Source organism: Streptosporangium album, from assembly GCF_014203795.1.
Taxonomy (GTDB): Bacteria; Actinomycetota; Actinomycetes; order Streptosporangiales; family Streptosporangiaceae; genus Streptosporangium; species Streptosporangium album.
Genome location: NZ_JACHJU010000005.1, coordinates 125,711 through 148,174, shown reverse-complemented (window position 1 = coordinate 148,174; position 22,464 = coordinate 125,711). Strand labels below are relative to the sequence as shown.

Sequence of the window (22,464 nt, the reverse complement as noted above, 5' to 3'; positions counted from 1 at the left end):
AGCATCCCCCGGCTAGATCCTGGAAAGGTCGCTGTAGTCGCGTAGCGTGATGTTCTCGGCGGCCTTGCGGGCGATGTCGGCGGCCATGTTCTTTCCCGGCAGGTAAGGCATGACCTTGTAGTAGCGGTTGAGGAGCGAGGCCAGGAAGCGGTTCCCGGGGACCATGAGCTTGGCGACGCCGTCGCCCATCTTCTGGCAGCCCGCCGCGTACTCACGCGTCTCCTCCTCGTAGCGGGCGAACGCGACGCGGTGGTCGCCGTGCGCGGCGGCCAGTTCTCCCGCGAGGACGTACGCGCCGACCAGGGCGAGTCCCGAGCCCATGCCCGACAGGGAGGAGGGGCAGTGAGCGGCGTCGCCGATCAGGGCGACCCGGCCGCGGCTCCAGGTGTCCATGTGGACCTGCCCGACCGAATCGAAGTAGAAGTCGGGCGCGTACCGCATGTCGCGCAGCAGTCGCTCGCTCTGCCAGCCGTTGCCGGTGAAGTGCTCGGTGAGGACGTCTTGTTGCCGCGCCACGTCGCGGCGGTCGAGGTCCAGGGTCGGCGAGCCGAAGTAGAAGACGGCCTTGGCCTGGGTGTTGTGGCGGGCGCTGTACATCGCGACGAGCCGACCCGCGGTGCGGTAGGCGTGTCCGGTGTGATCGAGCCCGAGGTGGTTGGCCGTGGTGAAGATCGCGCAGTAGACGCCGAGGTGCTTCACGAACTGCTCCTCCGGCCCGAACGCCAGGCGGCGGGTGTTGGAGTGCAGCCCGTCGGCGCCGATCACCAGGTCGAACCTGCGCGGCGTGCCGCGTTCGAAGGTGACGGTCACGCCGTGGTCGTCCTCGGTGAGGGAGGTGATGGAGTCTCCGAAGATGTACTCGGTGTGCTCCTTGGTCGCGTCGTAGAGGATCCGTGCCAGGTCGCCGCGGAGGATCTCGATGTCTCCGGCGAACAGATCGGCGGGCAGCTTGGCCTGGGGCTTGCCCGCGCTGTTCACGTACGACATGGAGCCCATGCCGGTTCTGGCGTGTTCGATGTCGGCCATGATGCCCATGCGGCGCAGGACCGACAGGTGCGCCTCGCCCCGGAAATCGACGGCGTAGCCGCCGTCGCGGAGGGCGGGGGCCCGCTCCACGATCGTGGGGTTGAAACCGTGACGGTGGAGCCAGTAGGCGAGCGCGGGGCCGGCGACGGAGGCGCCGGAGATCAGTACGTTGACGTTCTTCATGACGCAGAGCCTGCACGGGAGGGCTCACCGCGGGCTCACCGCGGGCTCACCGCCTCGACGACGGTCTCGGGGAAGCCCAGCAGGCGGAGCACATCCGGGGCGGAGGCCCCCATCACGACCGCCGGCTCGGCAGCCTCCCGGTATCGCGCCCGGGCCGTGGCGCGGTCGCCGCGCGCCTCGGCGACGCGGCCGAGCCCGACGAGCGTGCGCACCCGGTTGCCGACGCTCTTGACCCAGTGCGGGTCGATCCGTTCCAGGGCCTCACCGTACAGCCGTCCCGCCTCGGCCAGGTCTCCCTCCAGCAGGGCGATGTCACCGAGCCCGCGTAGAGCCGCCGCCAGGTAGGTGGAGCTGCCGGCACGGCGGGCGAGACCGGCGGCCTTCCCATAGTCGGCTCGGGCCGCCGCCACGTCGTCGCCGACGAGGTGATCGCCCCGGTTGACCAGCAGGTCGGCGCTGTCCTCCAGGGCGCCGAGCCGCTCGGTGAGGGTGAGTGCCTCGTCGGTCAGCGCGATCGCCTTCGCGCTGTCGCCGCGCGCGCCCGCCAGGCCGGCGAGCGCGTCCAAGGCCAGCGCGGTGCCCCATCGGTCACCGAGCGAGCGGAACCCCGCGGCGGCCATGCCGAAGGTGCGATCGGCCCGCACGGGGTCCCCCTCACCGAGATTCCCGAATCCCGACACGTACTGGGCGGTCGCCCGCACCCACGGCTCGGAGCAGTCGCGCTGGGACGAGACGAGCGCGAACGCGCTCTGCGGGTCGGCCTCGATCGCGTTCCGCATCATCCACAGGAACAGGACGACCGGGTAACGGCCCGGCCGGTCACCCGGCCACGCGGCGGCCAGCGCCTTCCCTGCCGGTGCACAATGCCGCCGCCACACCGGCCGCCCGGCGACGCCGGACGCCGCCAGCAACACGCACGTCACGTACTCCTCGCCGAGCCTGGCCGGGGGCGCGTCGCCCATCGTGTCGAGCAGCGCGACCGCCTGCGGCGCGACCGAGGCGGACACGCCTCGGATCCACAGGTAGTTCGAGGCCGAGGCGAGCAGGTCGAGGGCCGTCTCCACCTCCGGCGCCTCGACCGCCCAGCGCAGAGCCGCCAGGAGGTTGCCGTGCTCGGCCGTGAGGACCGGCAGCCACTCCAACTGCTCGGCCCGCCGCAGATGCGGGTCGGCGGTCCGCACCAGTTCCAGGAGATGCCGGGCATGGGCGCGCCGTACCGACTCGCGTTCGCCTGCCGTGTCGAGCCGTTCGGCACCGTAGGCGCGGATCGTCTCCAGCATCCGGTAGCGGCCGCCCGCGACCTCCAAGAGCGACTTGTCGACCAGCGACTCCAGCGTCTGGCCGTCGGTGCCGCACACCCGCAGCGCGGACTCCGCCGTAGCGCCGCCGGCGAAGACCGTGAACCGCCGCGCGGCCCGTTGCTCAGGCTCGGAGAGGAGGTCCCAGCTCCACGCGACGACCGAGCGCAGCGTCCGGTGCCGCTCGTCGGCCGTACGGCTGCCGCGGGTCGCGACCTCGAGCCGGTCGTCCAGCCTTCCCGCGAGGTCGTCGATGTCCAGCGTGCGTAGCCGCGCCGCCGCGAGCTCGACGGCCAGCGGCAGGTTGTCGAGGGCCGCGCAGATCCGCAGCACGAGCTGGGGATCGGCGGTGAAACCACGCCGCACGGCGCCGGCCCGGTCGGTGAAGAGCCGTACGGCCGCGTCGTCGTCGAGCGGCCGCACCTGCCACAGGTTCTCGCCGGTGATGCCGAGCGGCTCGCGACTCGTCGCCAGGACACGCAACCGCGGGCAGGCCGACAGCAGCAGCGCCGCCAGCGGGGCGACCTCTTCGACGACGTGCTCGCAGTTGTCCAGGACGAGCAGGAGCACCCGGTCTGACAGCGCCGCGATCAGGCGGTCGACCGGCGTCTGCACGCTGCCCCCCAGTTGAAGCCCGTTCTCGCGCAGGCCGAGCGCGCCCAGCAGCGCCTGCGGCAGCCCGGCGCCATCGCGCAGTGGAGCCAGCTCCACGAAGCACACATCGTCGGCCGCGACACCGGCGACCTCGACGGACAGCCGGGTCTTGCCGACGCCGCCGGGGCCGACCAGCGTGACCAGCCGGGCCGCGCGCAGCAGCTCGGCGACCTCGGTCATCTCCTCGGCGCGGCCGACGAAGGCCGTCAGCTGGGCGGGCGGCGCGGCGGGCGACGGCGACGGATCGGCGCTCAGCAACTCCCGGTGGAGGGCGGTGAGCTCGGCCGAGGGATCGGCGCCCAGTTCGTCGGCCAGGTGCCGCCTGGTCTCCTCGAACACCACCAGTGCCGCGGCCTGGCCGCCCTCGGCGAACAGTGCCCGGATCAGCAGCCCCGTCAGCCGTTCCCTGAGCGGATGGCGGCCGACCAGCTCGCGCAACTCGGGTACGGCCGCGCGATGCTCGCCGAGCCGGAGCTCGCCCTCGATCCGGTCTTCGAGCGCCCCGAGCCGGTGCTCCTCCAGCCGTACGGCGGCGGCCTGGGCCGTCTCGCTCTCGGCGAGGTCGGCCAGCGCCGGCCCCCGCCACAGCTCCAGCGCCTCGCGCAGCAGCGCGACCGCCCGTTCGGCGTCGCCGTCGCGCAGCGCGGCCCGGCCTTCCTGGGACAGCCGCTCGAACCGGCAGGCGTCCACGTCGTCTTGGGGAACCACGATCCGGTAGCCCGCCCCGGCCCGCTCGATCGCGGCCTCGGAGCCGAGGGCTGTGCGCAGCCTGGACACCTGGGACTGCAGCGCGTGCGCCGACAGCACCCCGTCCGGGTCGATCTCGCCGGTCAGCCGGTCAGCCGACACGACCTCGCCGGGGCGGACCAGCAGCAGGGCCAGCAGCCCGCGGCGGGCCGGTCCGCCCAGCGGAACCTCGGCCCCGTCGTCACGCCACGCCCGGGTCTCGCCAAGGATTCCGAACCGCATGCCGATGATTATCCACCGGCGGCGACCACCTCGGGGATGGGGGATGGAGGTGTAACCCGCGGTCATGTCGGTCCGCACCGCGCCGGGCGCGACCGTGTTCACCGTGATGCCGCGCCCGCCGAGCTCGTTGGCCAGCGACGGGGCCATCGACTCCAGCGCCGCCTTGCTGATGGTGTAGCCGATCTGCGTGGAGACCGCGAACCGGCTGGCTGTCGAGCCCATGTTGATGATGCGGCCGCCGTCGTTCAGCAGCGGCAGCGCGCGCTGGATCACGAAGAACGGCGTGCCGACGTTGATCGTGAGCAGCCTGCCGAACTCCTCTGGGGTGACCTGCGAGATCGGGTTGCCCGAGCCGATGCCCGCGTTGTTGACCAGGATGTCCAGCCCACGTCCCGCCAGCCCCGCGGTCAGGCCCTCGAACAGCCGTTCCACCGCGCCATCGTCGCCGAACCGAGCTCGGACGGCGAACGCCCGGCCGCCTGCCTCCTCGATCCGCGCCACGGTCTCCTTGGCCGCGCCGTCGTCGCCGCCGTAGTGGACGGCAACCAGAGCGCCCTCGGCGGCCAGCCGCAGCGCGACCGCCCGGCCGATTCCCCGCGATCCACCCGTCACCAGCGCCGTCTTGCCGGTCAGAATGCCCATGTCCGCTCCTCGCTCAGCGGCCGGTCCTCGGCGGATCCGGCGACGGCTCACCGGTTGAGGAGCTCGCCGGTGTTGGGCGCTCGGTCAGCCGAGAGCGCCGCCCTCATGGCCTTCCGCTCGGATCGGTGCAATGAGACCCGACGTAGCTGTGCGTGATGGACGCGCTGTCGGCGCCCTTGCTGCAGCAACTGCTGACCAACACCCTGGCCCGCGGCCGCATCCACGTGGTGCTGGACGTCGCCAAGCTGACCTTCTGCGACTCCACCGGTGTGTGGATCCTGGCCGAGGGGCACCGGCGCGCCAGCACGATGGGCGGCCGGCTGCCGCCGGCCTACGTCCACGGCATCCTCCAGCGGATTCTGGAGATCAACCAGCAGGCCGGGTACTTCCCGTTCGGCGTCGACTTCGGCACCACCTTGGAGTGGTAGCCGCTGCACAACCTGGCGGCACGCGAAATCGCGGCCTCCAGGTCATGGTGGGGGCCGATCGGGCTCTGCCGCAGTAAATCCGGGGTTTACTGCGGAACCGTGTGGTGGGGACGTCCGGCACGATGGAGAGGGAAATATCTACCTGGGGTCGTCAGGATCTCCTGGTGGCCGACCGAGCGAGTCGATCCAGCGTTCCAGCCGGTCGCCTTCGCGGGTCATGAGCTCAGGGTCGCGGAAGGTGTTGGTGAGCAGCGAGATCCCCTGGTAGGCGGCGATCAGGGCGACCGCGAGGTCGCGGGAGTCGCTTCGACCCATCGAACGGAACTGCTGCTCGGTCCAGTCGATCATGCCCTGCATGACCTTGGCCGCGGTGCGGTCGAGACCATCGGTGCGTTTGTCGAGTTCCGAGCAAAGGGTGCCGGTGGGGCAGCCGAACCGTGCAGCGAGGTCGCGTTGCTGCACCCAACCGCCTATGAGTGTCTTCAGCCGGTCCTGCGGAGTGGGGAGCTCGTCGAGTGAAGCGATCATTGCTTGGAGGCCCTGCGCGTGCGCGCCGATGGCCGCCTCGACGAGGTCGTCCTTGGTCTTGAAGTAGTAGTAGACGTTGCCCACGGGGACGTCGGCCGCCCGTGCGATGTCGGCGAGCGTTGTCTTCTCGACGCCCTGCTCATGCAGCATTTTCACTGCGGCGGCCGTCAGCCGCTCCTGTTTGCCCCGCTTCGTGATGACCGGGGCGCGATCGATTTTCTTCGAGTCAGCCACCTAACTAACTATAGCGGGATACGGCAGGCGGGCGCGTTCGGCGAACCGGAGCAGTGGCGATTCGACTGGGACCGGCCCTACACCCGCGACGAGTGGCTGGACCAGCTGCCCACCTTCGGCGGCCACAGTCAGCTCCCGCCGGCCAAGCTGCAGGAGATACTGGCGGGCATCGGCGCCGCCATCGACACGGTGGGAGGCAGCTTCACGATGCATTACACCACGGTGGCGGTCACCGCGGCGCGAGCCGGCGCCCCCTGACCCAGCTTGACGGTTCTATCCGCCGCTGGAGGGACGCCGACCAGACCGGGACGCGGTTCTTGCGGGAGTGGTTGCCCAACCGGCGGCGACGTGGGTGTTGGAGACGTGCCGGTAGGCGATCCCGCCGTACCGGGTCGAAGTCTCGCCCAGCAGGTTGTTCTCCCACGTGTCGATCTGCGAGCCGTCGGCCGCGACCGTCTTCCCGTCGCACCGGGCGATGTCCTACTCGCAGGTCTTCGTTTCCGGAGTGCAGACCTTGACCTCGGGGTAGCGCGCCGACGGCTTGTCCAGCAGGGGTTGCGGCTTCTTCAGCAGGTGCAGGTCGAAGAAGGCGCTGACGTACCTGCGGGTGATCTCCAAGGAGCGGGCCCCGGACAGCTTGGCGCCGGAGTCGACGCCGAGCTGATCGACCAGCACGCCATAGTCGGTGAAGGACACGTGCACCGCGCCGGTCAGCAGAAGCCAGCGCTTCCATCCGGTCAGGAGCTTCCAGTCGCGCTCCCAGGTGGCGACCTCCGGCTTGCCGGATCCGGGGGTGTACGTGGCCGGCTTGCCCAGGAACATGAACGGCCGCGACAGCTGGCTGTCGAGGATCCCGGTGGGCGTGGTGCCGTCCATGTCGATCCCGGCGCGGAGCCGGGCGTCCTTGACCATCGCGGCGATGGTGCTTGCGCCGCCTACTGACTGGCCCGCCATCGCGATCCGGGACGGGTCGATCAGTGAAGCGCCCTTCCACTTCGGGTGCGGCCCGGTCAGCTGGTCGAGCACGAAGGAGACGTCGGCCGCCCGGCCCTTCGACAGCTTCGTGAAGAGCGATTCGTCGTGGTTACCCTCGCAGGGGACACAGGTGGTGACCCGTCCGTCGGGGAAGGTCTGGGCAACATTCTCGTACGTGTGATCGATTCCGGCTACCACATAGCCCCTGCTCGCCAGATCCTCGGCGAGGGCCGTGAGTTCGCTGCGGGGCTTGGTGAAACCGGGAGAGAGCACCACAAGGGGCAGGCCGTGCTTACGCCCCGCCGGTTTCGCGTCGCTGAAGGCGTTGGTCCGCATCTTGCTCAGCACGTCGAGCGGAACGCCGGTTATCTTTCCGTCTTTGAGGAGGAGCTCCGACTCCTTCGGCGTCATGTACTGCGCCCGCCGCTTGCCCGGCGACCTCGCCGGATACCACAGGGAGACCATGAGCTCCCTGGCTTTCGCGGTGGGGACCCAGGGATCGGGGCGGGAGGTGTCCTTCAGATACAGGGATGTGGTGCCGACCGGATGGGAACCGGTCGGCTTGGGCAGATACGGAGTGCTGCTCGGCGCGGCCGAGGAACCGGCGGAGGCGGACGCCGAGGAGGCGGGCGCGGGCGCGAGAGACGCGGACCCCGTGAAGGCGAGCAGTCCGGCGACGGCGACCGCGCCGCTACGCAGGACCGGATTCCGCAGCCTCGGCCTTGCGCCGTCGGAGTGCCCCGTCACGGCGCCGGCCTCGTCTTTCCCGGCGCGGGCACCGGCACGCGGTTGCCCGAGCCGGTCCAGCCCGTCCCGCACGCGGACGCCGGCCTCGACGGGTACGACCCGCCTCTGCTCCTGGTGGTGCTCACCGCGTTGCCGCTGGCGGCCCGGCGCCGGTATCCCCTCGCCACCTTCTGGATGGTGCTGTCCGCGACGCTGGCCACGAACGGGGGTGAGACGTGGATCACCGTGCTGACCGCCGCGATCGCCGCCTACAGCGCCATCACGCACAGCCGCAACCGGGTGCCCGCCGCGGCAGGCCTCTTGCTCGCGGCCGTGCTCGCCGGTGCCGTGGACCGAGACATCGTCCCCAGCCTCCCCAGCTGGCTGGGGCCCTACGTTATCCTGCTCAGCGCCGGGGCTTTAGCGAGCTTTGTCCAGTTCTGGCGGCATAGCCGGAATCGGCTCGCCGAACTGCAGCAGGCCCAGGAAGACGCCATGCGCAAGGCGGTCCAGGCCGAACGCTCCCGGATCGCGGGCGAACTCCATGACGTGGTGACCCACAATGTCAGCGTGATGGTGATCCAGGCCGGCGCCGCCCGCAAGGTGATGGACGCGCAGCCGGAGCAGTCCAAGGAGGCCCTGATCGCGATCGAAGCCAGCGGCCGGGCCGCCATGGCCGAGCTGCGCAACGTCATGGGTCTGCTCGCCGGCCCGGAAAGCGGGCGCTCCGACGGCTCGGGCGACGGACTCGAACCGCAGCCCGGGCTCGACCAGCTCGACGGCCTCATCGAGCGGGTCCGCGCCGCCGGGGTGACTGTGGACGTCAAGGTCTCGCCGCCCTACGGCCCCCGCCTCCCGGGGTCGATCTGGCGGTCTACCGCGTCGTGCAGGAGGCTCTGACCAACACGATCAAGCACGCGGCCGGTGCGACGGCGTCCGTCGCGATCGGCCACACCGGCCACTGGCTGGAGATCGAGGTCACCGACACCGGCGGCACCCAGGCAGCCCAGTCGCGGACCGGCAACGGCCGCGGCCTGATCGGACTGCGCGAGCGGCTCGCCCTCTACGGCGGAGCCCTGGAGGCCGCGCCCAGGACCGGCGGCGGATACCAGCTCAAGGCCCGCATCCCCTGGAGAACCGTATGAGTCTGCCGCTGCGCGCCGTCATCGCCGACGACCAGGCGCTGGTACGCACCGGATTCCGGATGATCCTCACCACCGACGGCATCGACGTGGTGGCCGAGGCGGCCGACGGAGCCGAAGCGATCGCCGCCGTCCGGCGTACCAGACCCGACGTCGTGCTCATGGACATCCGGATGCCGCAGATGGACGGCATCGAAGCCACCCGGCAGATCGTGACCGGCGGAGCGGACGAGACGCGCGTCCTCATCCTGACCACCTACGATCTCGACCACTACGTCTACGCCGCCCTCACCGCCGGTGCCAGCGGCTTCCTGCTCAAGGATGTCTCTCCCGAGCACCTGGTGGCCGCAGTACGGCTGGTGCGCTCCGGCGACGCCCTGCTCGCACCGACGATCACCCGCCGCCTGGTGGAGCGTTTCGCCCGCCGCGACGACGCCAGGGGCGCCCTCCACCGGGATCTGTCCGAGCTGACGCCGCGAGAACTGGTCGCCCGCAACCTGTGCGAGGCCGTCATGCGCACGGTTCAGCCAGCGCCGGGTGACGGCCTCGCGCAGCGCCGCCTTGGAGAGGAAGTGCCGGTAGACGCTCCCGTGGCTGACGCCCAGGGCCCGGGCCACGTCCAGCACTGTGGCCTTCGCCGGCCCGTAGCGGCGCAGGACGTCCTCGGTGGTCGCCAGGTCTCGGCGTCGAGCGCTGCTCTCTGGGGCATCAGCGCTCGCCGTCCTGCGCGAATCGGACCCCGCGGTCCCCGGCGACCGCAGAGGCTGGCACCGCCTGCTCGATGGCGACCAGCTCGTCATCGGTCAGGCTCAGTCCGTCCGCCGGGAGCGCGTCGGCCAGCCGCTGACATTCTGAGATCATGGTTGGGATCTACGCTGGTGGCGTCGGCGGGTGATGGCCTGATGGCGGCGTCGCCACTGTGACCGGCGCAGGATCTCCTCTATCCGGCGGGGCCGGGTGAGGGAGTACGGCCGGCAGGCGGCGGATCTCGGGCGCCGTCAGTGCTGTATGCCGGTCGTCGGTGACCGGTTGGGCCGCGGCGACCGCGGCCAGCGGTTCCTGCAACGATTCCAGGACGCCGACCCCTGCGACGGCGACATCTGGGTGATCGCCGACAACCTGTCCAGCCATAACAGCGTCGCCACCCGTACCTGGCTGATCGAGCATCCCCGCATCCGGCACGCGTTCATCCCTCTCTGCCGCGCACGGAGGATCCGGTGTGGACGGACACGAAGTTCTCCTGCTGCGCGGCCAGCCTGGTCCGCAACAGCCTTCGACCCGGATACCGGAACCGTCGCTCCCTTCTCGGCAGCAGCGGTTCGATCTGCTCCCACAGCTCGTCCGACACGATCCACGGTGACGCACTCACGTATCGGACAACGCTCAACTCACCGCGCAGGCACGGCCTTGATCCTTCGGCTGCGTTGCGTCAGTCGTTGCGTGTCGCCATCTTGCGCTGGGCACGTGTGGCTCCGACTGAGCGCTCCGTTCAGGTGTGTTGTCCTCGCCGGTGCATGACCAGCGGGAGGAACAACCGGTCCACGATTTCCTCCAGGTCGGCGTCGGTCGGGATGCGGCGGGCCGTGAAAAGGTCGTGGACGACCAGCACCACCGGCAGCGTGACCAGCCTGTCGGGGAGTGGGTCCGCGGCGTCGACCTCGCCGCGCCGGGCCGCCCGTTCCAGCACCGTCCGCATCCAGTCGTGGCCCGGGCCCTGGTTGCGCGACGCCAGATATGCGGTCAGCTCCGTTGCCTGCCCCTGTTCCGCGGCAAGCACCTCACGGACGGGGGCGAGTTCCCGCGTCCGCCTGACGACGAGACGCAGCAGGGCCAGGACGTCGCCGCGCAGGTCGCCGGTGTCAGGCGGTTCGTCCGGCAGGGACGGCGCCTGGTGGCGCAGCGCGGCCAGGACCAGCTCCCGCTTCGACGGCCAGCGGCGGTAGAGCACCGGGCGGCTCGTGCCGGCCCGGTCGGCCACGGCCTCGTACGTAAGCTGCTCGTAGCCGACCGCGACCAGCTCGTCCCAGGCAGCTTCCAGGAGCGCCGCCTCCAGCTCGGTCCCTCGGCGGCGCTTGCGCGTGGACTCTTTAGACACGTCATGTATCTTAATCGGCATCGTAAGATACAAAGTGATTCTTATTGGAGGTGTAGATCATGCGTGGCAAGGGCATCCGCTACGACACGGGCATCTTTCCCAACGGCGACAACTCCCGCCCCGTCTTCGACCCCCGGGTTGTTGAGCGGGAGATGCGGGCCATCGCCGAGGACCTGCACTGCACCGCGGTCCGCATCACGGGCGGCGAACCCGACCGGATCGAGACCGCGACTGGGTACGCCGCAGCCGCCGGGCTGGAGGTCTGGTTCTCGCCGTTTCCCTGCGAGATGACGAACCAGCAGATGCTGCCGTACCTCGTCGACTGCGCCGAGCGGGCCGAACGGCTGCGCCGCGACGGCGCCGACGTCGTCCTCGTCACCGGCTGCGAACTGAGCCTGTTCGCCCGCGGATACCTGCCCGGCGACACCTTCAACGCCCGCGTCCCGGTCCTGGCCGGCCCCGACCGCGAAGCCGGTCGCGATCCTGGAGGTCGGCTGCTGCACCTTCCGGGGAGCGGGCGACTACGGAGGCTCCGGCTGGTACGTAGCCATGGAGCCGGATGGCGTCGCCCCCAAGCCGGACCTGGTGCGCGACGAGGGCGAACAGGTCCGCTACCCCAACGACCTCATGCCCGTCTTCGAGGAGGAGGGCATCCCCGCCTCCGCGCGCACCTACCCCGACTTGCCCTGGGAACCGAAGGAGGTGTTCCACGCGCTCGCGGACCGCTATCAGGCCCTCGGGCAGCAACGCACCACCAATCAGCACCCGCAGTAGCCGACAGCGCCCGCACATGCACCGGGACGAGGATCACCGGTTCCGGCTGCGTTAGCCCACAAAGCAGCCGGAACCGCGACTCCTCATTGTGTTGGCCACGGTAAGCCTTGCCGTGGAGTGCGCGATCAACCGACCGGACCCTCCTCACCGGTAACCGGTCACCTCCGCAGGCTTGCCCTGGTCCTGGACCTCGACGATGTATCGCCAGCAGTCCGGCTGCGAGCCGTCCAGATCGGTGAAGCCGTACTCACGAGCGAGCTGCCCACTGGACAGCGACTGCCCACTCCAGCGCAGCACATCCGGGTCCATGGCCAGAGCGGCGACCGCTCTGCCGACGTAACGTGACGTCTCCGAGATCACGAAGTGCGGCTCGCGGGCGGTGGCATCACGCCAGTTCTCCTCCGTCACCCCGAACAGGTCCAGCATCATCTCCGACCTGAGCCAGCCCGGACTCAACGTCACCGCCGCACAGCCATACTGCCGCAACTCGTGCGCCTGCGCGAAGCCGAGCCTGATCACCGCGCTCTTGGCCTGGTCATAGAAGAAGGAGACGCGGTAGTTACGGTCGTTGTACTCCTTGGTCCCGTCGGTCATCTCCACCACGAGGCCGCCCGGACGCTTGATCAGCAGGGGCAGTGCGTAATGGCTGGTGATGATGTGCGTGTCGACGGCGAGCCGGAGCAGCCGCAGCCCGCCGTCGAGATCGTGCTCCCACAGCGGCGTGTCCCATTGGGCCAGCAACTCCCCGCCCCACACGTCGTTGACCAGCACGTCCAGCCGCCCATGGTCTCGCTCAATCCGCTCGATGAGGGCACACACCTGCTCGCGCTCCAAATGATCAACCTGGACGGCGATCCCGTCCCCGCCGACCTCGTTCACCAATGCCGCGGTCTCTTCGATGGTCTCAGGCCGCCCGTACTCGGAGCGGCTCTCGCGCGTGGTCCGACCGGTCACGTACACGGTCGCCCCCGCCGCGCCCAGCTCCACCGCGACGCCCCGCCCGGCACCCCGCGTACCTCCGGCGACCAGCGCGACCTTGCCCTTCAACGTGTTGTACATGATCCGAAGGTAACGGCAATACCCGACAAGGCCTGTCATCTTTTAGCACGACCTTTCGGTCTGATGCTCAGCCCCTGCCGACAGTCGTGTGCCGGTGAGGCTCTCATTCCCGCCGCTCGGCAGTGATCTCTGGACTGGGCTCACCTGCGCGGGCCGAACACGCCGCCCCCCGCCCCCCGGACAGGCCCGTCTGGGGCTTGCGCCGACCAGCGCCAACGCCCCTTGCGCGACCTGGCGACAGCGTCGTTAACGACAGGCCAGATTGGCTCATCTCGGAAGTCGGGGGTCGGCCAACCGTAGGCGTGGCGCCGGCGGCGCGCTGCCCTCCCTGCTCACAGCCTTCTGGATCTTGCCATGGCCGGAATTCTCCGTATCTCGGCTGGCCCCGAGCAGTATCCGCCGAATTTCCAACGGATATGCAGGTCCGGAGCCCTTCCACGGTCGACCCAGGAAGACCGTTCACCGAGGCCCTGACCAGCATTTCCGTTTTTTTGCGGCGATTACTACCGGGACCCCTTATTCGCGAACACCCAGCGGTTGCTTGCTAGAGCGTCGTTCGGCTCAGGGCGTGGACCGCGACCGTGGCGGCGGGCGAAATCGAAGGGCGTGTGGATCGCGGTGGACCAGCCCCGCCCCCTCAAGTCGCCGACGGAGTCGGGGCGCGGCTCCCCGTCGAACAGGGCGAGCAGGTCGACGCCGATCTGCTGTCTGGTCGCGACGTAGACGGGGCTGTCGCGGACCTCAGGAGACTCCGTCCCGAGCTTGACCTCGAAGGCCAGGGTGCTTCCGTCGGCGCTCAGGCGGTTCACGGTATCGATGAGACGGCGCTCAGCGGCCGGCGGAAGATAGAGCAGCAGGCCCTCGGCCAGCCACGCGGTCGGCACAGTCAGGTCGAAGCCCGTGCTCACCAGCGATTGGGCCCAGTCGCCGCGCAGATCGACCGCGATCGGGCGGCGCGTGGCCATCGGGATGGCGGCGAGGCCGTCGAGCACGTAGCGTTTGAACTCCAGGACGCCGTCGCGGTCGATCTCGTAGATGACCTGGCCCGGCGGCCAGTCGAGCCGGAAGGCCCGCGTGTCAAGGCCCGCGCCGAGCAGAACGACCTGCCGGGCGCCCTCCTGGGCCGAGCGGATGAGGAAGTCGTCGAGGACTCGGGTGCGCAGGCCGAAGTAGCGCCCCAGCCTGCCCCACAAGGGGTTCGCGTCCCCGTCCGGCACCTCCGCCGGGCGGACCGGCCAAGCCGCGGACGCCCCGGCGGCGCGCACGAAATGCTCGGCGTAGGCGTCGCTGGCCAGGGCATCGGATCGGTGGGTCTCGATCGCCCGGGCGGTGGCGACCATGAGGGCGGTCAGGCCGACGCCGCCTTCGACACCGGTGTGCTGGGCATCTGGCACGCGTCCTCCTCTCCGAGAGGGGGCGCCCACGAGTCCGGGTGGTCGTGGGTGGTGATGTGGGCGCCGTAGAGGACGGCCATGAAGCGCAGGATGTCCGCGTCCGGCAGGTGCAGGCTGGTGGTGCAGTCGGTCAGCACTGTGACGTGGAAGCCTTTCTGGAACGCGGTCCGGGCGGTGGAGTCCACACAGACATCGGTGTACAGGCCCGCGAACACGAGCCGCCCGACGCCGCAGTGGACGAGGTGCTGCTCGAACCCAGCGCTGAGGAAGGCGTCGAAGCACGCCCGCTTGGTGAAGACGCGCTCCCCCGGCAGGGGGGACACCTTGTGGAACTCCGCGCCCCACGAGCCTTCCCGGCACTTGGGCCGCTTGCCCCGTGCGCGATCCCGGCGCCGCCAGCTCGGACCCTGGTGCTCCGCGTCGCCGATGAACCGGACGAAGACCACCTCCGTGCCGCGGGCCCGCGCCCGGTCGACGGCCAGCACGGTGTTCGTCGTGACGGCGTCCAGTGTCGCGGGGTCGCCGGAGTACCGGGCCAGGGCGGTCGGCCCGACGCAGAAGTCGTTCTGCAGGTCTATGACGACCAGTGCGGTGGTCTCCACGGGGGTCACGAGTCCGCCATCATGGCTGGCCGCCCATCGGGCTCCAGCACGTCGAGCAGCGCGTGCACCACGGCGGTGGTCGAGTGCCGTCCGCCGAGGTCCGGGGTGCCGATGCCCCGGCGGCCGAGTGATTCGAGGCCGCGCTCCACCATCCGCACCGCCCCGGCGCAGCCCGCGTGCCGCTCGGCGATCACCGCCGCGGCGCGCACGGTCGCCACCGGGTTGACCGCGTCCGTTCCCGCCAGGTCGTCGGCGGAGCCGTGCACGGTCTGGTACTCAACCAGTCCGGCCGCGTCGGGGTGCAGGTAGACGTTCTCGGTGCAGCGGTTCTCCTGGCGTTCGGAGCCGAAGCGGTCCAGCAGGACCACGTGCATGATGTCGGCCCATTCGTTGCCCGCGATGATCACCGTGCGGGGGCGCGGGCCGCGCTCGATCAGATTGCGGTTCACCGTGTCTGGCTGGGACAGGCAGATCTCGACGCCGTGCCGCGCGGCGCTCTCGGCCACCCACTCGTCGAGGGCCCCGTCGAGCAGGTGGAACTTGTAAGCCATGACGATCTGGTCGACTCCGCCGTCCGGCCACTCCCGCCGCGCACGCCGCACGGCGAAGGCGATGACTTTCTCGGTGATCTCCCGGCTGAACGCCATGGTGCGGATGAGTGCGCCCGGGGCGTGGGTGTTCTCCCCGGTGTAGAAGCCCTGGGCCTCGTCGCGAACCAGCAGCAGTGACACGTCCGGGGTGGCGATAACGTCGACCTTCACCGCCTGTAGGCGCTGGCGGACCAAGTAGAGCGACTGGGCGTTGATCGCCGTGCGGAAGATGGCCGGGACGCCGAGAGCGGCCCGCGTGCGGCAGAACTCCGCGTAGTGGTCGGCGTCCTCCCGCGTGAGTTCGCGGACCCGCTCGATCCCGGCGTCGGCCTTCAGCGACGAATACGAGTGGTAAACCCTTTCCGACCGCGTGACGCCGATTCCGACCGAATACGCGTCGGCGATCCTGGCCAGCACCCGCTCGAAGACGGCCGCGAGTTCGGGGCCCGTTCCCCGGCCGACGGCAAGTCCAACGACTGGTTCCACTCATGCTCCTTTGTCGAAGGCCGGATGTGTCAGGCTGCCGTAGTCCCGATCAGATCGGCCCTCCGACCAGGTGATCGCCCGGAATTCCCGCCTTCTCCGGGCTGTAGTAGTCCTTGATGCCGGCGGCCCAGACCGAGACCATGATCTGGTCGGCGTCCGATGGCTCGAACGCGTCGAAGAGCGCGTCGATGTTCGCGCGCTCGAAGCCGATGGCCGTCATGAGCGCCACGAAGACGCGCCGCTCGATGAGCCCGTCGCCGTTCGGGTCGCCCAGTGCGGCCAGCGCCTCGGCGAAGTCGGTGACCGCCCCGTCGAAACGCTCCGGGGAGAGTACGCACGCGGCGTACTCCTCGAAACTGATACGGCCGTCGCGGTTGTCGTCCAGTTCGGCGGCCAGAGTCGTCCAGTAGCGCCGGAAAGCGGCCAGCATGGCAGCTTTGGCCGCGCCGTCGGAATCAGGGGACGCTGCGACGACACGGGTCGCCATGAGTTCGAAGTCCTCGGCTTCGAGATAGCCGGTGCCGTCGGCGTCGAGCAGGGCGAAGATGAGCTTTACTCGATCGATGGCCGCTTTCTGCATCGCCTATCACCTTTCTTTGGCTGCCACTCACAATGAGGGCTGAAATCAGGAGTTCGACTGCACGCGATTATGCCAGATCATAACCTACGCGCTTGCGACGCGATTAGCGGTCAGGGAGACCGAATGCAACCAATAGAACCAAAAGAATAAATACGACCAAACGTTAAATAGTCTAATTATTCAGGCTATTCGCGTCACCACCCCCGCCGGCCATCCCCTATAAGGATGGTGCGAGATACACTAAATTTCCCGACGTCCACGGAGCTATAGCTCCAGTCTCGTGAGCGCCGGCCAATCCTGTAGCCGCATGGTTACGCTCCGGTGACCTTTTCGTTCCACCGTGTGAGTCGTAGCGAGACAGGCTGATGCTCAACGTGGAGAGGCTCGCCACGATCCGTACCCGGTATCCACCGGCCGCGGCCCTGAGCTCGCCACAGTAGTGGGCCGCTCAGCGCACCGGCCCCGGCGGGCCGCGCACCATCGGCGGGATCGACCGCCTCGACCGCCTCGACGGGTGATCCCTCGATGGGGGCAATGCCTGACGGACCGCTGACAGCAGGCGGCAGGCACCAGGCCCGTTCGACGGGCGTCAGATCGGTGGGGAGAACGAGTAGGGCAGGGTGCCGCCTCGGTAGCGCGTCGCTAGTGCTTCGTTCCTCTTTGCATGGGTAGGTTTTGTTCCCAAAGGGTGCTGACCTGCTGTGTGGAGGCGAGCACGGTGCCGAAGTTTCTGCGGGCCCGTCCGCTGCAAGACGAGGCGGAGGCCAAGAAGGTTCATCAGCTCGCTCGGGCCCGGCATGCCCCGGCCGATTGGATCGAGCGAGCCCGGATCATCACGCTGAGCTGGGACGGACTGGGAGTCCCGGCGATCGCAGCCGAGATCGGCTGCCATGAAAAGAAGGTGCGCCGCTGGCTGCACCGGTTCAACGCCGACGGCCTCGATGGACTGGGTGACCGTCCCGGAGTGGGGCGCAAGCGGCGGATCACCGAAGAGCAGCGCTCGGCCATCATCGCGCTGGCCCGGTCGGCGCCGCCCGGGCGCCTGGTCCGCGATGCGGCCGGGGAGCTGTCAGCCGCCGATGAGGACAAGCCGGCGGAGTGGACCTTGGACACCCTCACCCAGGCGGCCCAGGAGGCCGGGATCGAGGTGCATCGCAGCCAGGTACGGCGCATCCTGCTGGCCGAGGGGGTGCGCTGGCGCCATACCCGCAGCTGGGTGACCAGCCGGGATCCGGAATTCGCCCCAAAAGGACGGCCATCGTGGAGCTCTACACCGCCCCGCCGGAGGGCTCCACGGTGATCTGCGCCGACGAACTCGGACCGGTGATCCCGCGCACCTTCCCACCCTCGCCCGCCTGGTCGCCCGACGGCCATCGGATCAAAGCCGAGCTGGACTACTCGCGCGGCCCGGAGAAGACCTGGGTCTATGGCGGGCTCCGCGTCGCCGACGGCGCCGCGGTCACCATGACCGCCGCCTCCCGCAACAGCGACCACTACCAACGGTTTCTCCAGCAGGTGGAAGAGGCCAACCCGCACGGCCAGATCGTCGTCATCACCGACAACCTCTCCAGTCACAACAGCGTCTCCACCCGCACGTGGCTGATCGACCACCCCCGCATCCGGCAGGTGTTCATCCCGGTCGGCGCGTGCTGGCTCAACCTGCAAGAGGGCTGGTGGCGCCTGTTCCGCAAGACCGCTCTGGCCGGGACCTCCTTCGCCGATCCCGATGAGATCGACCACGCCACCCGCGTTGCCACCGCCCAGCTCAACGCCCGCGCCCGCCCCTGGATCTGGGGACGCCTCCAGCCCACACCTCGCTCATACCGCCGCCACTTCGTGTACACCCTTTGAGGAACGCAGCACTAGATGATCGATTCCAAGGGATCGCCTGCGTGCATAGGACGAGGGAGTCCAACGTCAGTGTGTGAAGACAGAGCTGGACTCCCTCGCAACCGCACTGTACGTCAAGACCGACGATCTACTGAACCGGATGGCCTTCAGCGTCGTCGACGGCGCGCAAGCAGGTGCCGCGTCTGGGCTCACCAACACCATCACCACCCTGGGCGGCGCCTTCACCGTCACAGCGGCGACCCTCGCCGATCAGCTTTACGGCCCTGTCGGCGGCTATGTGCTGATGCTGATGCTCACCGCCACACTGGTGGTGGCGACCGTACGCCACAAGGCGCGGCACGCCGGCAGCCCCGCCTCCGAGGCAACGACGGCGAACGCGGTCATCGGCTGATCTCATCCGTTCGGCGGGCGCGACGGTGTGCCGGAGAACCCGCGGTCGATGTAGATCCGGTCGGCGGGGACGCCGAGCGCGAGCAATTGCCCGGTCTGGATGATCACGTCTTGTTCGTCGGTGGAGCAGCGGGCGTACCCGACACGCGTCCCGTTCACGCCCTCCAGTGTTCCGGGTAGCCCCCTGTCACCGGAACAGTTTGCGGAACGGCCTTATGGAACACCTCCACCTGGGCGTCCATCCGCGCTGACGAGTGTTCCGGTGAAGGATCCCCTTACGGAACAGCCGCGAGTGACCACCACGACACGCGCAAGGGGGCAAGGCACCACGCGACCGTGATCATTCTCAGCGCCAACCGCTGTTCCTGGATTCCTCAACCCCGGATCAGCTTGATCTGCATCAACAGCGTGAACAGGTCCAGCGCGTCATCGATCGCCGACGCCTCCCGTGGCTGCTCGGCGCTGATAGTACGCGGCGACGACGGCCTGGATGAACTCTCCATCGGCGCCCCTACCCGGGTGTGGGTGGTCACCGGCAAAACCGTGGTCCGCGAAACCGTGGTGGACGCCGCCGATCTTGGTCTGCCTCGCTGCGCGCTGGAGGACCTGCGGGGCGGTGACGCCGCTTTCAACGCCGAGGTCGTCCGTCAAACCCTGGCCGGTCGGCGCGGGCCGGTGCGCGACGCGGTGCTGCTCAACGCAGCCGCCGCGATCGCCGCCTACGACGGCCTGGACGGCGACCTGACCGGTGCGCTGGCACGCGGACTGGAGCGCGCTACCCGCGCCGTTGGGGGAGTTCCATCCTGTTTCCGCAGGTAGAACGGGCTGGTGTGGTGGCGGTCAGGTGTGAACGTCGTGGTAGCAGGGCAAGATCATGGAAGTAGATCATCTGTCAGCGGGCGACTTCGAGGCGGGTGAGCACCAGCAGGGCGCGTAGCAGCGCGGTGGCATGCCGGGCGTTCAGGCGCAGCCGGGTCAGTACCCGCCAGTTCTTCAGGTCGCCCAGGTCGAAGCGGCGCAGCCAGGCGGTGATCTTGTTGTGGCGGGCGGTGGTGATCTCGCTGGAACGGCCCGGCTTGGCGGAGGAGATCCAGATCAGGTTGCCTTGCTCATCGGTGAGCGCGAGGAACGACAAGCCGTGGACCTTGTGTTTGCCGGAGTAGTTTTTGCGGTTGGCCTGCCCGGTGCGGCGGCGGGTACGCACCAGCGTGCCGTCCAGCAGCACGACCTGCCCGCCGGCCTTGGCGATCTGTTTCAGGATGCGGTCCAGGCGTGGGGCGCGCGCGGCGAGCAGGTCGATGACCTCCAGCACCCAGCGGCGGATGGTGGAGGCCGACACGTTGTTGCCGCCGGCCATGTCAGCCAGGCGCCGGTCGTGGCGCAGGACGGCGAGCACGATGAGCGCGATCTTCCCGGACGGCGGTTTCCGCCGGCGGGATCCGATCGCCTTCAGGTGGCCGCGTAGCAAGCCGGCCACCAGAGTGAGGGTCTTGGTCGACAGCGGCAGACGGCACTGGTAGACAGCAGACGGCGCGTCCTCGGCGAGTGTTTTGGTTGTTCTCACACACCGCCATGCCCCTGCCGGGGGCGCGCTACGTCACCGCCGTACCGGCGTCCGCAGGCATCACCCCTGGTCAGGGGTGCGAGATAGGCGTCTCGGGGGTGCTGGTCAGGACGGCGGGGCGAACGCTCCGGCCGCGGTCTTGCGCAGCCGGCCCCGCTCGACCAGCCGGTTCGGCTTGGCCCGGGTGCCTTCTACCTGGCCCGGTTCGACAGACAGGCCCAGCTGCTCACAGATCGTCTTGCAGGACAGCGGAGCCTGGCCGGGGCACACCGCGGAAAGCAGCGCCTGGTAGTCGGCGGGAAGCACATGCACCCCGGCGGCCTCGTGCCGGAAACAGATCAACCGGCCGCCGGGCGGCAACTGCAAGGCGCGGTCGGCAGGCAGCGCCACCTGATACACCGGTGCCGGCTCATCGGCCGGCTTCTCGGCAGGCTCCCGGCTGGGCTGTTCGGCGAGGATCTCCTTGACGACCTGCTCGGCCACACGCAGCCGGTCCAGGTCGTCTTCGGCTTCGGCCAGTCGGGTGCGCAGGTGCTCGGCGCGTTCGGTAGCTACCACGAGGCGTGTGGCGATCTGGTCCAGCAGCGACACGGCATCCCTCGACAGACCAACGGCGATTACCCGGTGAAAGCATCTGGACACGGAAGATAACGATCCTGGATGGGGCGCCGCAGCTGAATCACGGAAGATCCGCTTTTGTCCACCTGCCGGATGATCAAGGACCATGATCCTTGCCGCTCACCAGCGGGGATCACACCCCACCGCGCCAGGCCATCCCCTTCTACCCGGGAAAACAGGATGGAACTCTCTCATTGTGACCAGTGCAGGACCTCCTCTGACTGCTCGGCCTGAAGACGAGTACGGCGAGCATGGCCGGCGTGATGTGGCGGTGCCGGCCGGTCCAGGTGCGCACCTGGTAGTGATCCCATCCCGACCCGACCTTCGGCGGCATCGAGGCAGCCATGACGAACCCGGATCCCTTCGAAGACCTCCATGCCCTGAGAGCGGCGGCGCACCTACCGGCGGCGTCTGGATGGGCTGCGTGACGGTGTAGCTTTCGACAGTGACCGCTCGCAGCCCATCCAGGAGGATCCGCAGTGGATGAGAGCTCCGACGCGCCATGAGGATCACCGCACAGCGGCTCAATCGCGCCACGCTCGCCCGGCAGCTGCTTCTGCGGCGGCAGCGACTCGGCGTCATCGACGCAGCCAGGCGCGTGGTCGCTTTGCAGGCGCAGCAGCCCGCCTCGCCGTACGTCGCGTTGTGGAACCGTCTCACCGCCTTCGACCCGGTCGACCTCGACGTTGCCTTTGCCAACCAGACGCTGGTCAAGGCGACGCTGATGCGGATCACGTTGCACGTGGTGCACACAGATGACCATCCAGCCATGCATGCTGCCATGCAGCCGACGTTGCGAGCCGCCAGGCTCGGCGACCCTCGCTTCACGGCGAGCGGGCTCTGCGCCGCCGACGCCGACGCCCTACTTCCGGACCTGCTGGAATTCGCGGGCCGGCCCCGTACCGCAGCCGAGGTCGAGGCATGGCTCGACGCGCGGCTTGGAGTCCCCCCGAAGGGCGTGTGGTGGGCGTTGCGGTCGTTCGCACCGCTGCTGCACACCCCCACAGCCGGGCCGTGGTCGTTCGGTTCGCGGCCGTCGTACGTCGCAGCGGGGACGCCGCCGACGTCTGGGGGAAAAGACACCTCTGACGAGTACCTGCAGACATTGGCCCAGCGCTACCTGGAGGGATTCGGCCCCGCCTCGGTGGCAGACGTGGCGCAGTTCGCCCTGGTCCAGCGTTCCAGGGCTCGAAACGCCCTGGGTGCTCTCTCCGGCGTACTGGAGCAGCTGGAAGGGCCCGATGGCACGGAGCTGTTCGACGTCCCCGGCGCCCCGCGCCCCGCCGAGGACACGCCGGCCCCGCCCAGACTGATGGCCATGTGGGACAGCATCCTGTTGGCCTACGCCGACCGGAGCCGCGTCATTCCGCCGGAGTACCGCAAGCTCGTGGCCCGGTCGAACGGCGACGTGCTGCCGACACTCCTGGTCGATGGGTACGTCGCCGGCGTGTGGCGCCCGGTCGAGGGAGGAATCGAAGCGACCGCCTTCCACCGCCTACCGGCCGAGGCCTGGGAGGGACTCGCCGCGGAGGCCCGGTCGCTGGTGGCACTCCTCGCTGACCGCGACCCCCAGCCCTACCGCCGCTACGACCGCTGGTGGACCACGCTGCCCAGCGCCGAGGTTCGGGTGCTCCCCGGGTAATCACCGAGCCGGCC

26 protein-coding genes and 2 pseudogenes are annotated in these 22,464 nt (G+C 69.3%); 11 read left to right on the top strand and 17 right to left on the bottom strand.

Features of this window, described 5'->3' with window-relative positions; translation table 11 throughout:
- Positions 1-12: 12 nt before the first annotated feature.
- Positions 13-1,209 (bottom strand): FAD-dependent monooxygenase, encoded by a 1,197-nt coding sequence (locus tag FHR32_RS37025; protein ID WP_184759159.1) that lies wholly within the window; start codon positions 1,207-1,209, stop codon positions 13-15.
- Positions 1,210-1,244: 35 nt separating this feature from the next.
- Positions 1,245-4,772, bottom strand: a complete 3,528-nt coding sequence (locus FHR32_RS37020) for an SDR family NAD(P)-dependent oxidoreductase (protein WP_184759158.1) — start codon at positions 4,770-4,772, stop codon at positions 1,245-1,247.
- Between the two features lie 155 nt (positions 4,773-4,927).
- Between FHR32_RS37020 and FHR32_RS37015 the strand changes: the two genes are divergently transcribed.
- On the top strand, positions 4,928-5,200 hold the full coding sequence (locus FHR32_RS37015; RefSeq protein ID WP_184759157.1) for an STAS domain-containing protein: 273 nt from the start codon (positions 4,928-4,930) through the stop codon (positions 5,198-5,200).
- Positions 5,201-5,338: 138 nt separating this feature from the next.
- Here the strand turns inward: FHR32_RS37015 and FHR32_RS37010 are convergent, their stop codons facing one another.
- Positions 5,339-5,878 (bottom strand): TetR/AcrR family transcriptional regulator, encoded by a 540-nt coding sequence (locus FHR32_RS37010; protein ID WP_184759457.1) that lies wholly within the window; start codon positions 5,876-5,878, stop codon positions 5,339-5,341.
- On the opposite strand from FHR32_RS37010, the gene FHR32_RS37005 reads away from it, so the two are divergent.
- Positions 5,870-6,220 carry a hypothetical protein gene (locus FHR32_RS37005; RefSeq protein WP_221466747.1) on the top strand — a complete coding sequence of 117 codons (351 nt, stop codon included), beginning with the start codon at positions 5,870-5,872 and terminating at the stop codon, positions 6,218-6,220. The genes FHR32_RS37010 and FHR32_RS37005 overlap by 9 nt on opposite strands.
- 15 nt (positions 6,221-6,235) lie before the next feature.
- Here the strand turns inward: FHR32_RS37005 and FHR32_RS47505 are convergent, their stop codons facing one another.
- A complete protein-coding gene (locus FHR32_RS47505) occupies positions 6,236-6,439 on the bottom strand; it encodes a Tn3 family transposase (protein ID WP_184759455.1) in 204 nt (67 codons plus the stop codon).
- A 3-nt stretch (positions 6,440-6,442) separates the two neighbouring features.
- The gene (locus FHR32_RS36995) at positions 6,443-7,684 is read right to left on the bottom strand and encodes an alpha/beta hydrolase family protein (RefSeq protein ID WP_312882879.1); all 1,242 of its coding nucleotides are present in this window, start codon (positions 7,682-7,684) and stop codon (positions 6,443-6,445) included.
- Between FHR32_RS36995 and FHR32_RS46950 the strand changes: the two genes are divergently transcribed.
- The 3 genes and pseudogenes from FHR32_RS46950 to FHR32_RS47500 form a co-directional block, all read left to right on the top strand.
- Complete coding sequence (locus tag FHR32_RS46950) at positions 7,673-8,563, top strand: sensor histidine kinase (RefSeq protein WP_221466746.1); 891 nt, start codon at positions 7,673-7,675, stop codon at positions 8,561-8,563. The genes FHR32_RS36995 and FHR32_RS46950 overlap by 12 nt on opposite strands.
- Positions 8,548-8,808, top strand: a complete 261-nt coding sequence (locus tag FHR32_RS43555) for an ATP-binding protein (RefSeq protein WP_221466745.1) — start codon at positions 8,548-8,550, stop codon at positions 8,806-8,808. Before FHR32_RS46950 ends, FHR32_RS43555 begins: the two co-directional genes overlap by 16 nt.
- Positions 8,805-9,149 (top strand): annotated as a pseudogene (locus tag FHR32_RS47500) (response regulator); the annotation flags it as partial. The gene FHR32_RS43555 and the pseudogene FHR32_RS47500, both read left to right, overlap by 4 nt.
- A gap of 255 nt (positions 9,150-9,404) precedes the next feature.
- Here FHR32_RS47500 and FHR32_RS47495 read toward each other — a convergent pair.
- The 4 genes and pseudogenes from FHR32_RS47495 to FHR32_RS45305 all read right to left on the bottom strand — a co-directional run.
- Positions 9,405-9,605 (bottom strand): annotated as a pseudogene (locus tag FHR32_RS47495) (hypothetical protein); the annotation flags it as partial.
- 386 nt (positions 9,606-9,991) lie between these two features.
- Entirely contained in the window at positions 9,992-10,174 is a 183-nt protein-coding gene (locus tag FHR32_RS43550; RefSeq protein ID WP_221466744.1) for a hypothetical protein, read from the bottom strand.
- A gap of 120 nt (positions 10,175-10,294) precedes the next feature.
- Complete coding sequence (locus tag FHR32_RS36970) at positions 10,295-10,900, bottom strand: TetR/AcrR family transcriptional regulator (protein ID WP_312882877.1); 606 nt, start codon at positions 10,898-10,900, stop codon at positions 10,295-10,297.
- A 41-nt stretch (positions 10,901-10,941) separates the two neighbouring features.
- Entirely contained in the window at positions 10,942-11,403 is a 462-nt protein-coding gene (locus FHR32_RS45305; RefSeq protein WP_246468397.1) for a hypothetical protein, read from the bottom strand.
- A 46-nt stretch (positions 11,404-11,449) separates the two neighbouring features.
- Here FHR32_RS45305 and FHR32_RS45300 point away from each other — a divergent pair, with 46 nt between their 5' ends.
- A complete protein-coding gene (locus FHR32_RS45300) occupies positions 11,450-11,674 on the top strand; it encodes a hypothetical protein (protein ID WP_246468396.1) in 225 nt (74 codons plus the stop codon).
- A 144-nt stretch (positions 11,675-11,818) separates the two neighbouring features.
- Here FHR32_RS45300 and FHR32_RS36960 read toward each other — a convergent pair whose 3' ends face one another.
- The 5 genes from FHR32_RS36960 to FHR32_RS36940 all read right to left on the bottom strand — a co-directional run bounded on the left by FHR32_RS36960 (position 11,819) and on the right by FHR32_RS36940 (position 16,385).
- On the bottom strand, positions 11,819-12,733 hold the full coding sequence (locus tag FHR32_RS36960; protein ID WP_184759155.1) for an SDR family oxidoreductase: 915 nt from the start codon (positions 12,731-12,733) through the stop codon (positions 11,819-11,821).
- A gap of 503 nt (positions 12,734-13,236) precedes the next feature.
- Positions 13,237-14,127, bottom strand: coding sequence for a class I SAM-dependent methyltransferase (locus FHR32_RS36955; protein WP_312882876.1), 891 nt, complete (start codon positions 14,125-14,127; stop codon positions 13,237-13,239).
- Entirely contained in the window at positions 14,082-14,738 is a 657-nt protein-coding gene (locus FHR32_RS36950; protein WP_184759154.1) for a cysteine hydrolase family protein, read from the bottom strand. The genes FHR32_RS36955 and FHR32_RS36950 overlap by 46 nt, the downstream gene beginning before the upstream one ends.
- Complete coding sequence (locus FHR32_RS36945; protein ID WP_184759153.1) at positions 14,735-15,805, bottom strand: isocitrate/isopropylmalate family dehydrogenase; 1,071 nt, start codon at positions 15,803-15,805, stop codon at positions 14,735-14,737. The genes FHR32_RS36950 and FHR32_RS36945 overlap by 4 nt, the downstream gene beginning before the upstream one ends.
- A 49-nt stretch (positions 15,806-15,854) precedes the next feature.
- Complete coding sequence (locus FHR32_RS36940) at positions 15,855-16,385, bottom strand: EF-hand domain-containing protein (protein ID WP_184759152.1); 531 nt, start codon at positions 16,383-16,385, stop codon at positions 15,855-15,857.
- Positions 16,386-17,103: 718 nt separating this feature from the next.
- On the opposite strand from FHR32_RS36940, the gene FHR32_RS36935 reads away from it, so the two are divergent.
- From FHR32_RS36935 to FHR32_RS36925, 3 genes are all read left to right on the top strand, one after another.
- Positions 17,104-17,685, top strand: a complete 582-nt coding sequence (locus FHR32_RS36935; RefSeq protein WP_184759151.1) for a helix-turn-helix domain-containing protein — start codon at positions 17,104-17,106, stop codon at positions 17,683-17,685.
- Entirely contained in the window at positions 17,646-18,236 is a 591-nt protein-coding gene (locus FHR32_RS36930; RefSeq protein WP_312882875.1) for an IS630 family transposase, read from the top strand. The genes FHR32_RS36935 and FHR32_RS36930 overlap by 40 nt, the downstream gene beginning before the upstream one ends.
- Positions 18,237-18,309: 73 nt before the next feature.
- Positions 18,310-18,627, top strand: a complete 318-nt coding sequence (locus tag FHR32_RS36925) for a hypothetical protein (RefSeq protein ID WP_184759150.1) — start codon at positions 18,310-18,312, stop codon at positions 18,625-18,627.
- A 2-nt stretch (positions 18,628-18,629) separates the two neighbouring features.
- Here FHR32_RS36925 and FHR32_RS46365 read toward each other — a convergent pair whose 3' ends face one another.
- Positions 18,630-18,785 (bottom strand): recombinase family protein, encoded by a 156-nt coding sequence (locus FHR32_RS46365; protein ID WP_221466741.1) that lies wholly within the window; start codon positions 18,783-18,785, stop codon positions 18,630-18,632.
- Between the two features lie 249 nt (positions 18,786-19,034).
- On the opposite strand from FHR32_RS46365, the gene FHR32_RS36915 reads away from it, so the two are divergent.
- Positions 19,035-19,445: a hypothetical protein gene (locus FHR32_RS36915; RefSeq protein ID WP_312882874.1), complete on the top strand. Its 411-nt coding sequence runs from the start codon at positions 19,035-19,037 to the stop codon at positions 19,443-19,445.
- 73 nt (positions 19,446-19,518) lie between these two features.
- Here FHR32_RS36915 and FHR32_RS36910 read toward each other — a convergent pair whose 3' ends face one another.
- Together FHR32_RS36910 and FHR32_RS36905 are read right to left on the bottom strand one after the other, a co-directional pair.
- Positions 19,519-20,190, bottom strand: coding sequence for a transposase family protein (locus FHR32_RS36910; protein ID WP_184758749.1), 672 nt, complete (start codon positions 20,188-20,190; stop codon positions 19,519-19,521).
- A 105-nt stretch (positions 20,191-20,295) separates the two neighbouring features.
- Positions 20,296-20,781 carry a hypothetical protein gene (locus FHR32_RS36905; RefSeq protein WP_184759149.1) on the bottom strand — a complete coding sequence of 162 codons (486 nt, stop codon included), beginning with the start codon at positions 20,779-20,781 and terminating at the stop codon, positions 20,296-20,298.
- A 529-nt stretch (positions 20,782-21,310) separates the two neighbouring features.
- On the opposite strand from FHR32_RS36905, the gene FHR32_RS36900 reads away from it, so the two are divergent.
- Positions 21,311-22,450: a winged helix DNA-binding domain-containing protein gene (locus FHR32_RS36900; RefSeq protein WP_184759148.1), complete on the top strand. Its 1,140-nt coding sequence runs from the start codon at positions 21,311-21,313 to the stop codon at positions 22,448-22,450.
- The last annotated feature ends 14 nt before the right edge of the window (positions 22,451-22,464 follow it).

What these genes read in the sequence shown, in the direction of transcription:
- FHR32_RS37015 (WP_184759157.1), top strand. Translation starts at nt 4,928, where the DNA reads ATGGACGCGCTGTCGGCGCCCTTGCTGCAGCAACTGCTGACCAACACC.
- FHR32_RS37010 (WP_184759457.1), bottom strand. Translation starts at nt 5,878, where the DNA reads ATGCTGCATGAGCAGGGCGTCGAGAAGACAACGCTCGCCGACATCGCA.
- FHR32_RS37005 (WP_221466747.1), top strand. Translation starts at nt 5,870, where the DNA reads ATGCAGCATTTTCACTGCGGCGGCCGTCAGCCGCTCCTGTTTGCCCCG.
- FHR32_RS36900 (WP_184759148.1), top strand. Translation starts at nt 21,311, where the DNA reads ATGAGGATCACCGCACAGCGGCTCAATCGCGCCACGCTCGCCCGGCAG.
- FHR32_RS45300 (WP_246468396.1), top strand. Translation starts at nt 11,450, where the DNA reads ATGGAGCCGGATGGCGTCGCCCCCAAGCCGGACCTGGTGCGCGACGAG.
- FHR32_RS36960 (WP_184759155.1), bottom strand. Translation starts at nt 12,733, where the DNA reads ATGTACAACACGTTGAAGGGCAAGGTCGCGCTGGTCGCCGGAGGTACG.
- FHR32_RS37020 (WP_184759158.1), bottom strand. Translation starts at nt 4,772, where the DNA reads ATGGGCATTCTGACCGGCAAGACGGCGCTGGTGACGGGTGGATCGCGG.
- FHR32_RS37025 (WP_184759159.1), bottom strand. Translation starts at nt 1,209, where the DNA reads ATGAAGAACGTCAACGTACTGATCTCCGGCGCCTCCGTCGCCGGCCCC.
- FHR32_RS36940 (WP_184759152.1), bottom strand. Translation starts at nt 16,385, where the DNA reads ATGCAGAAAGCGGCCATCGATCGAGTAAAGCTCATCTTCGCCCTGCTC.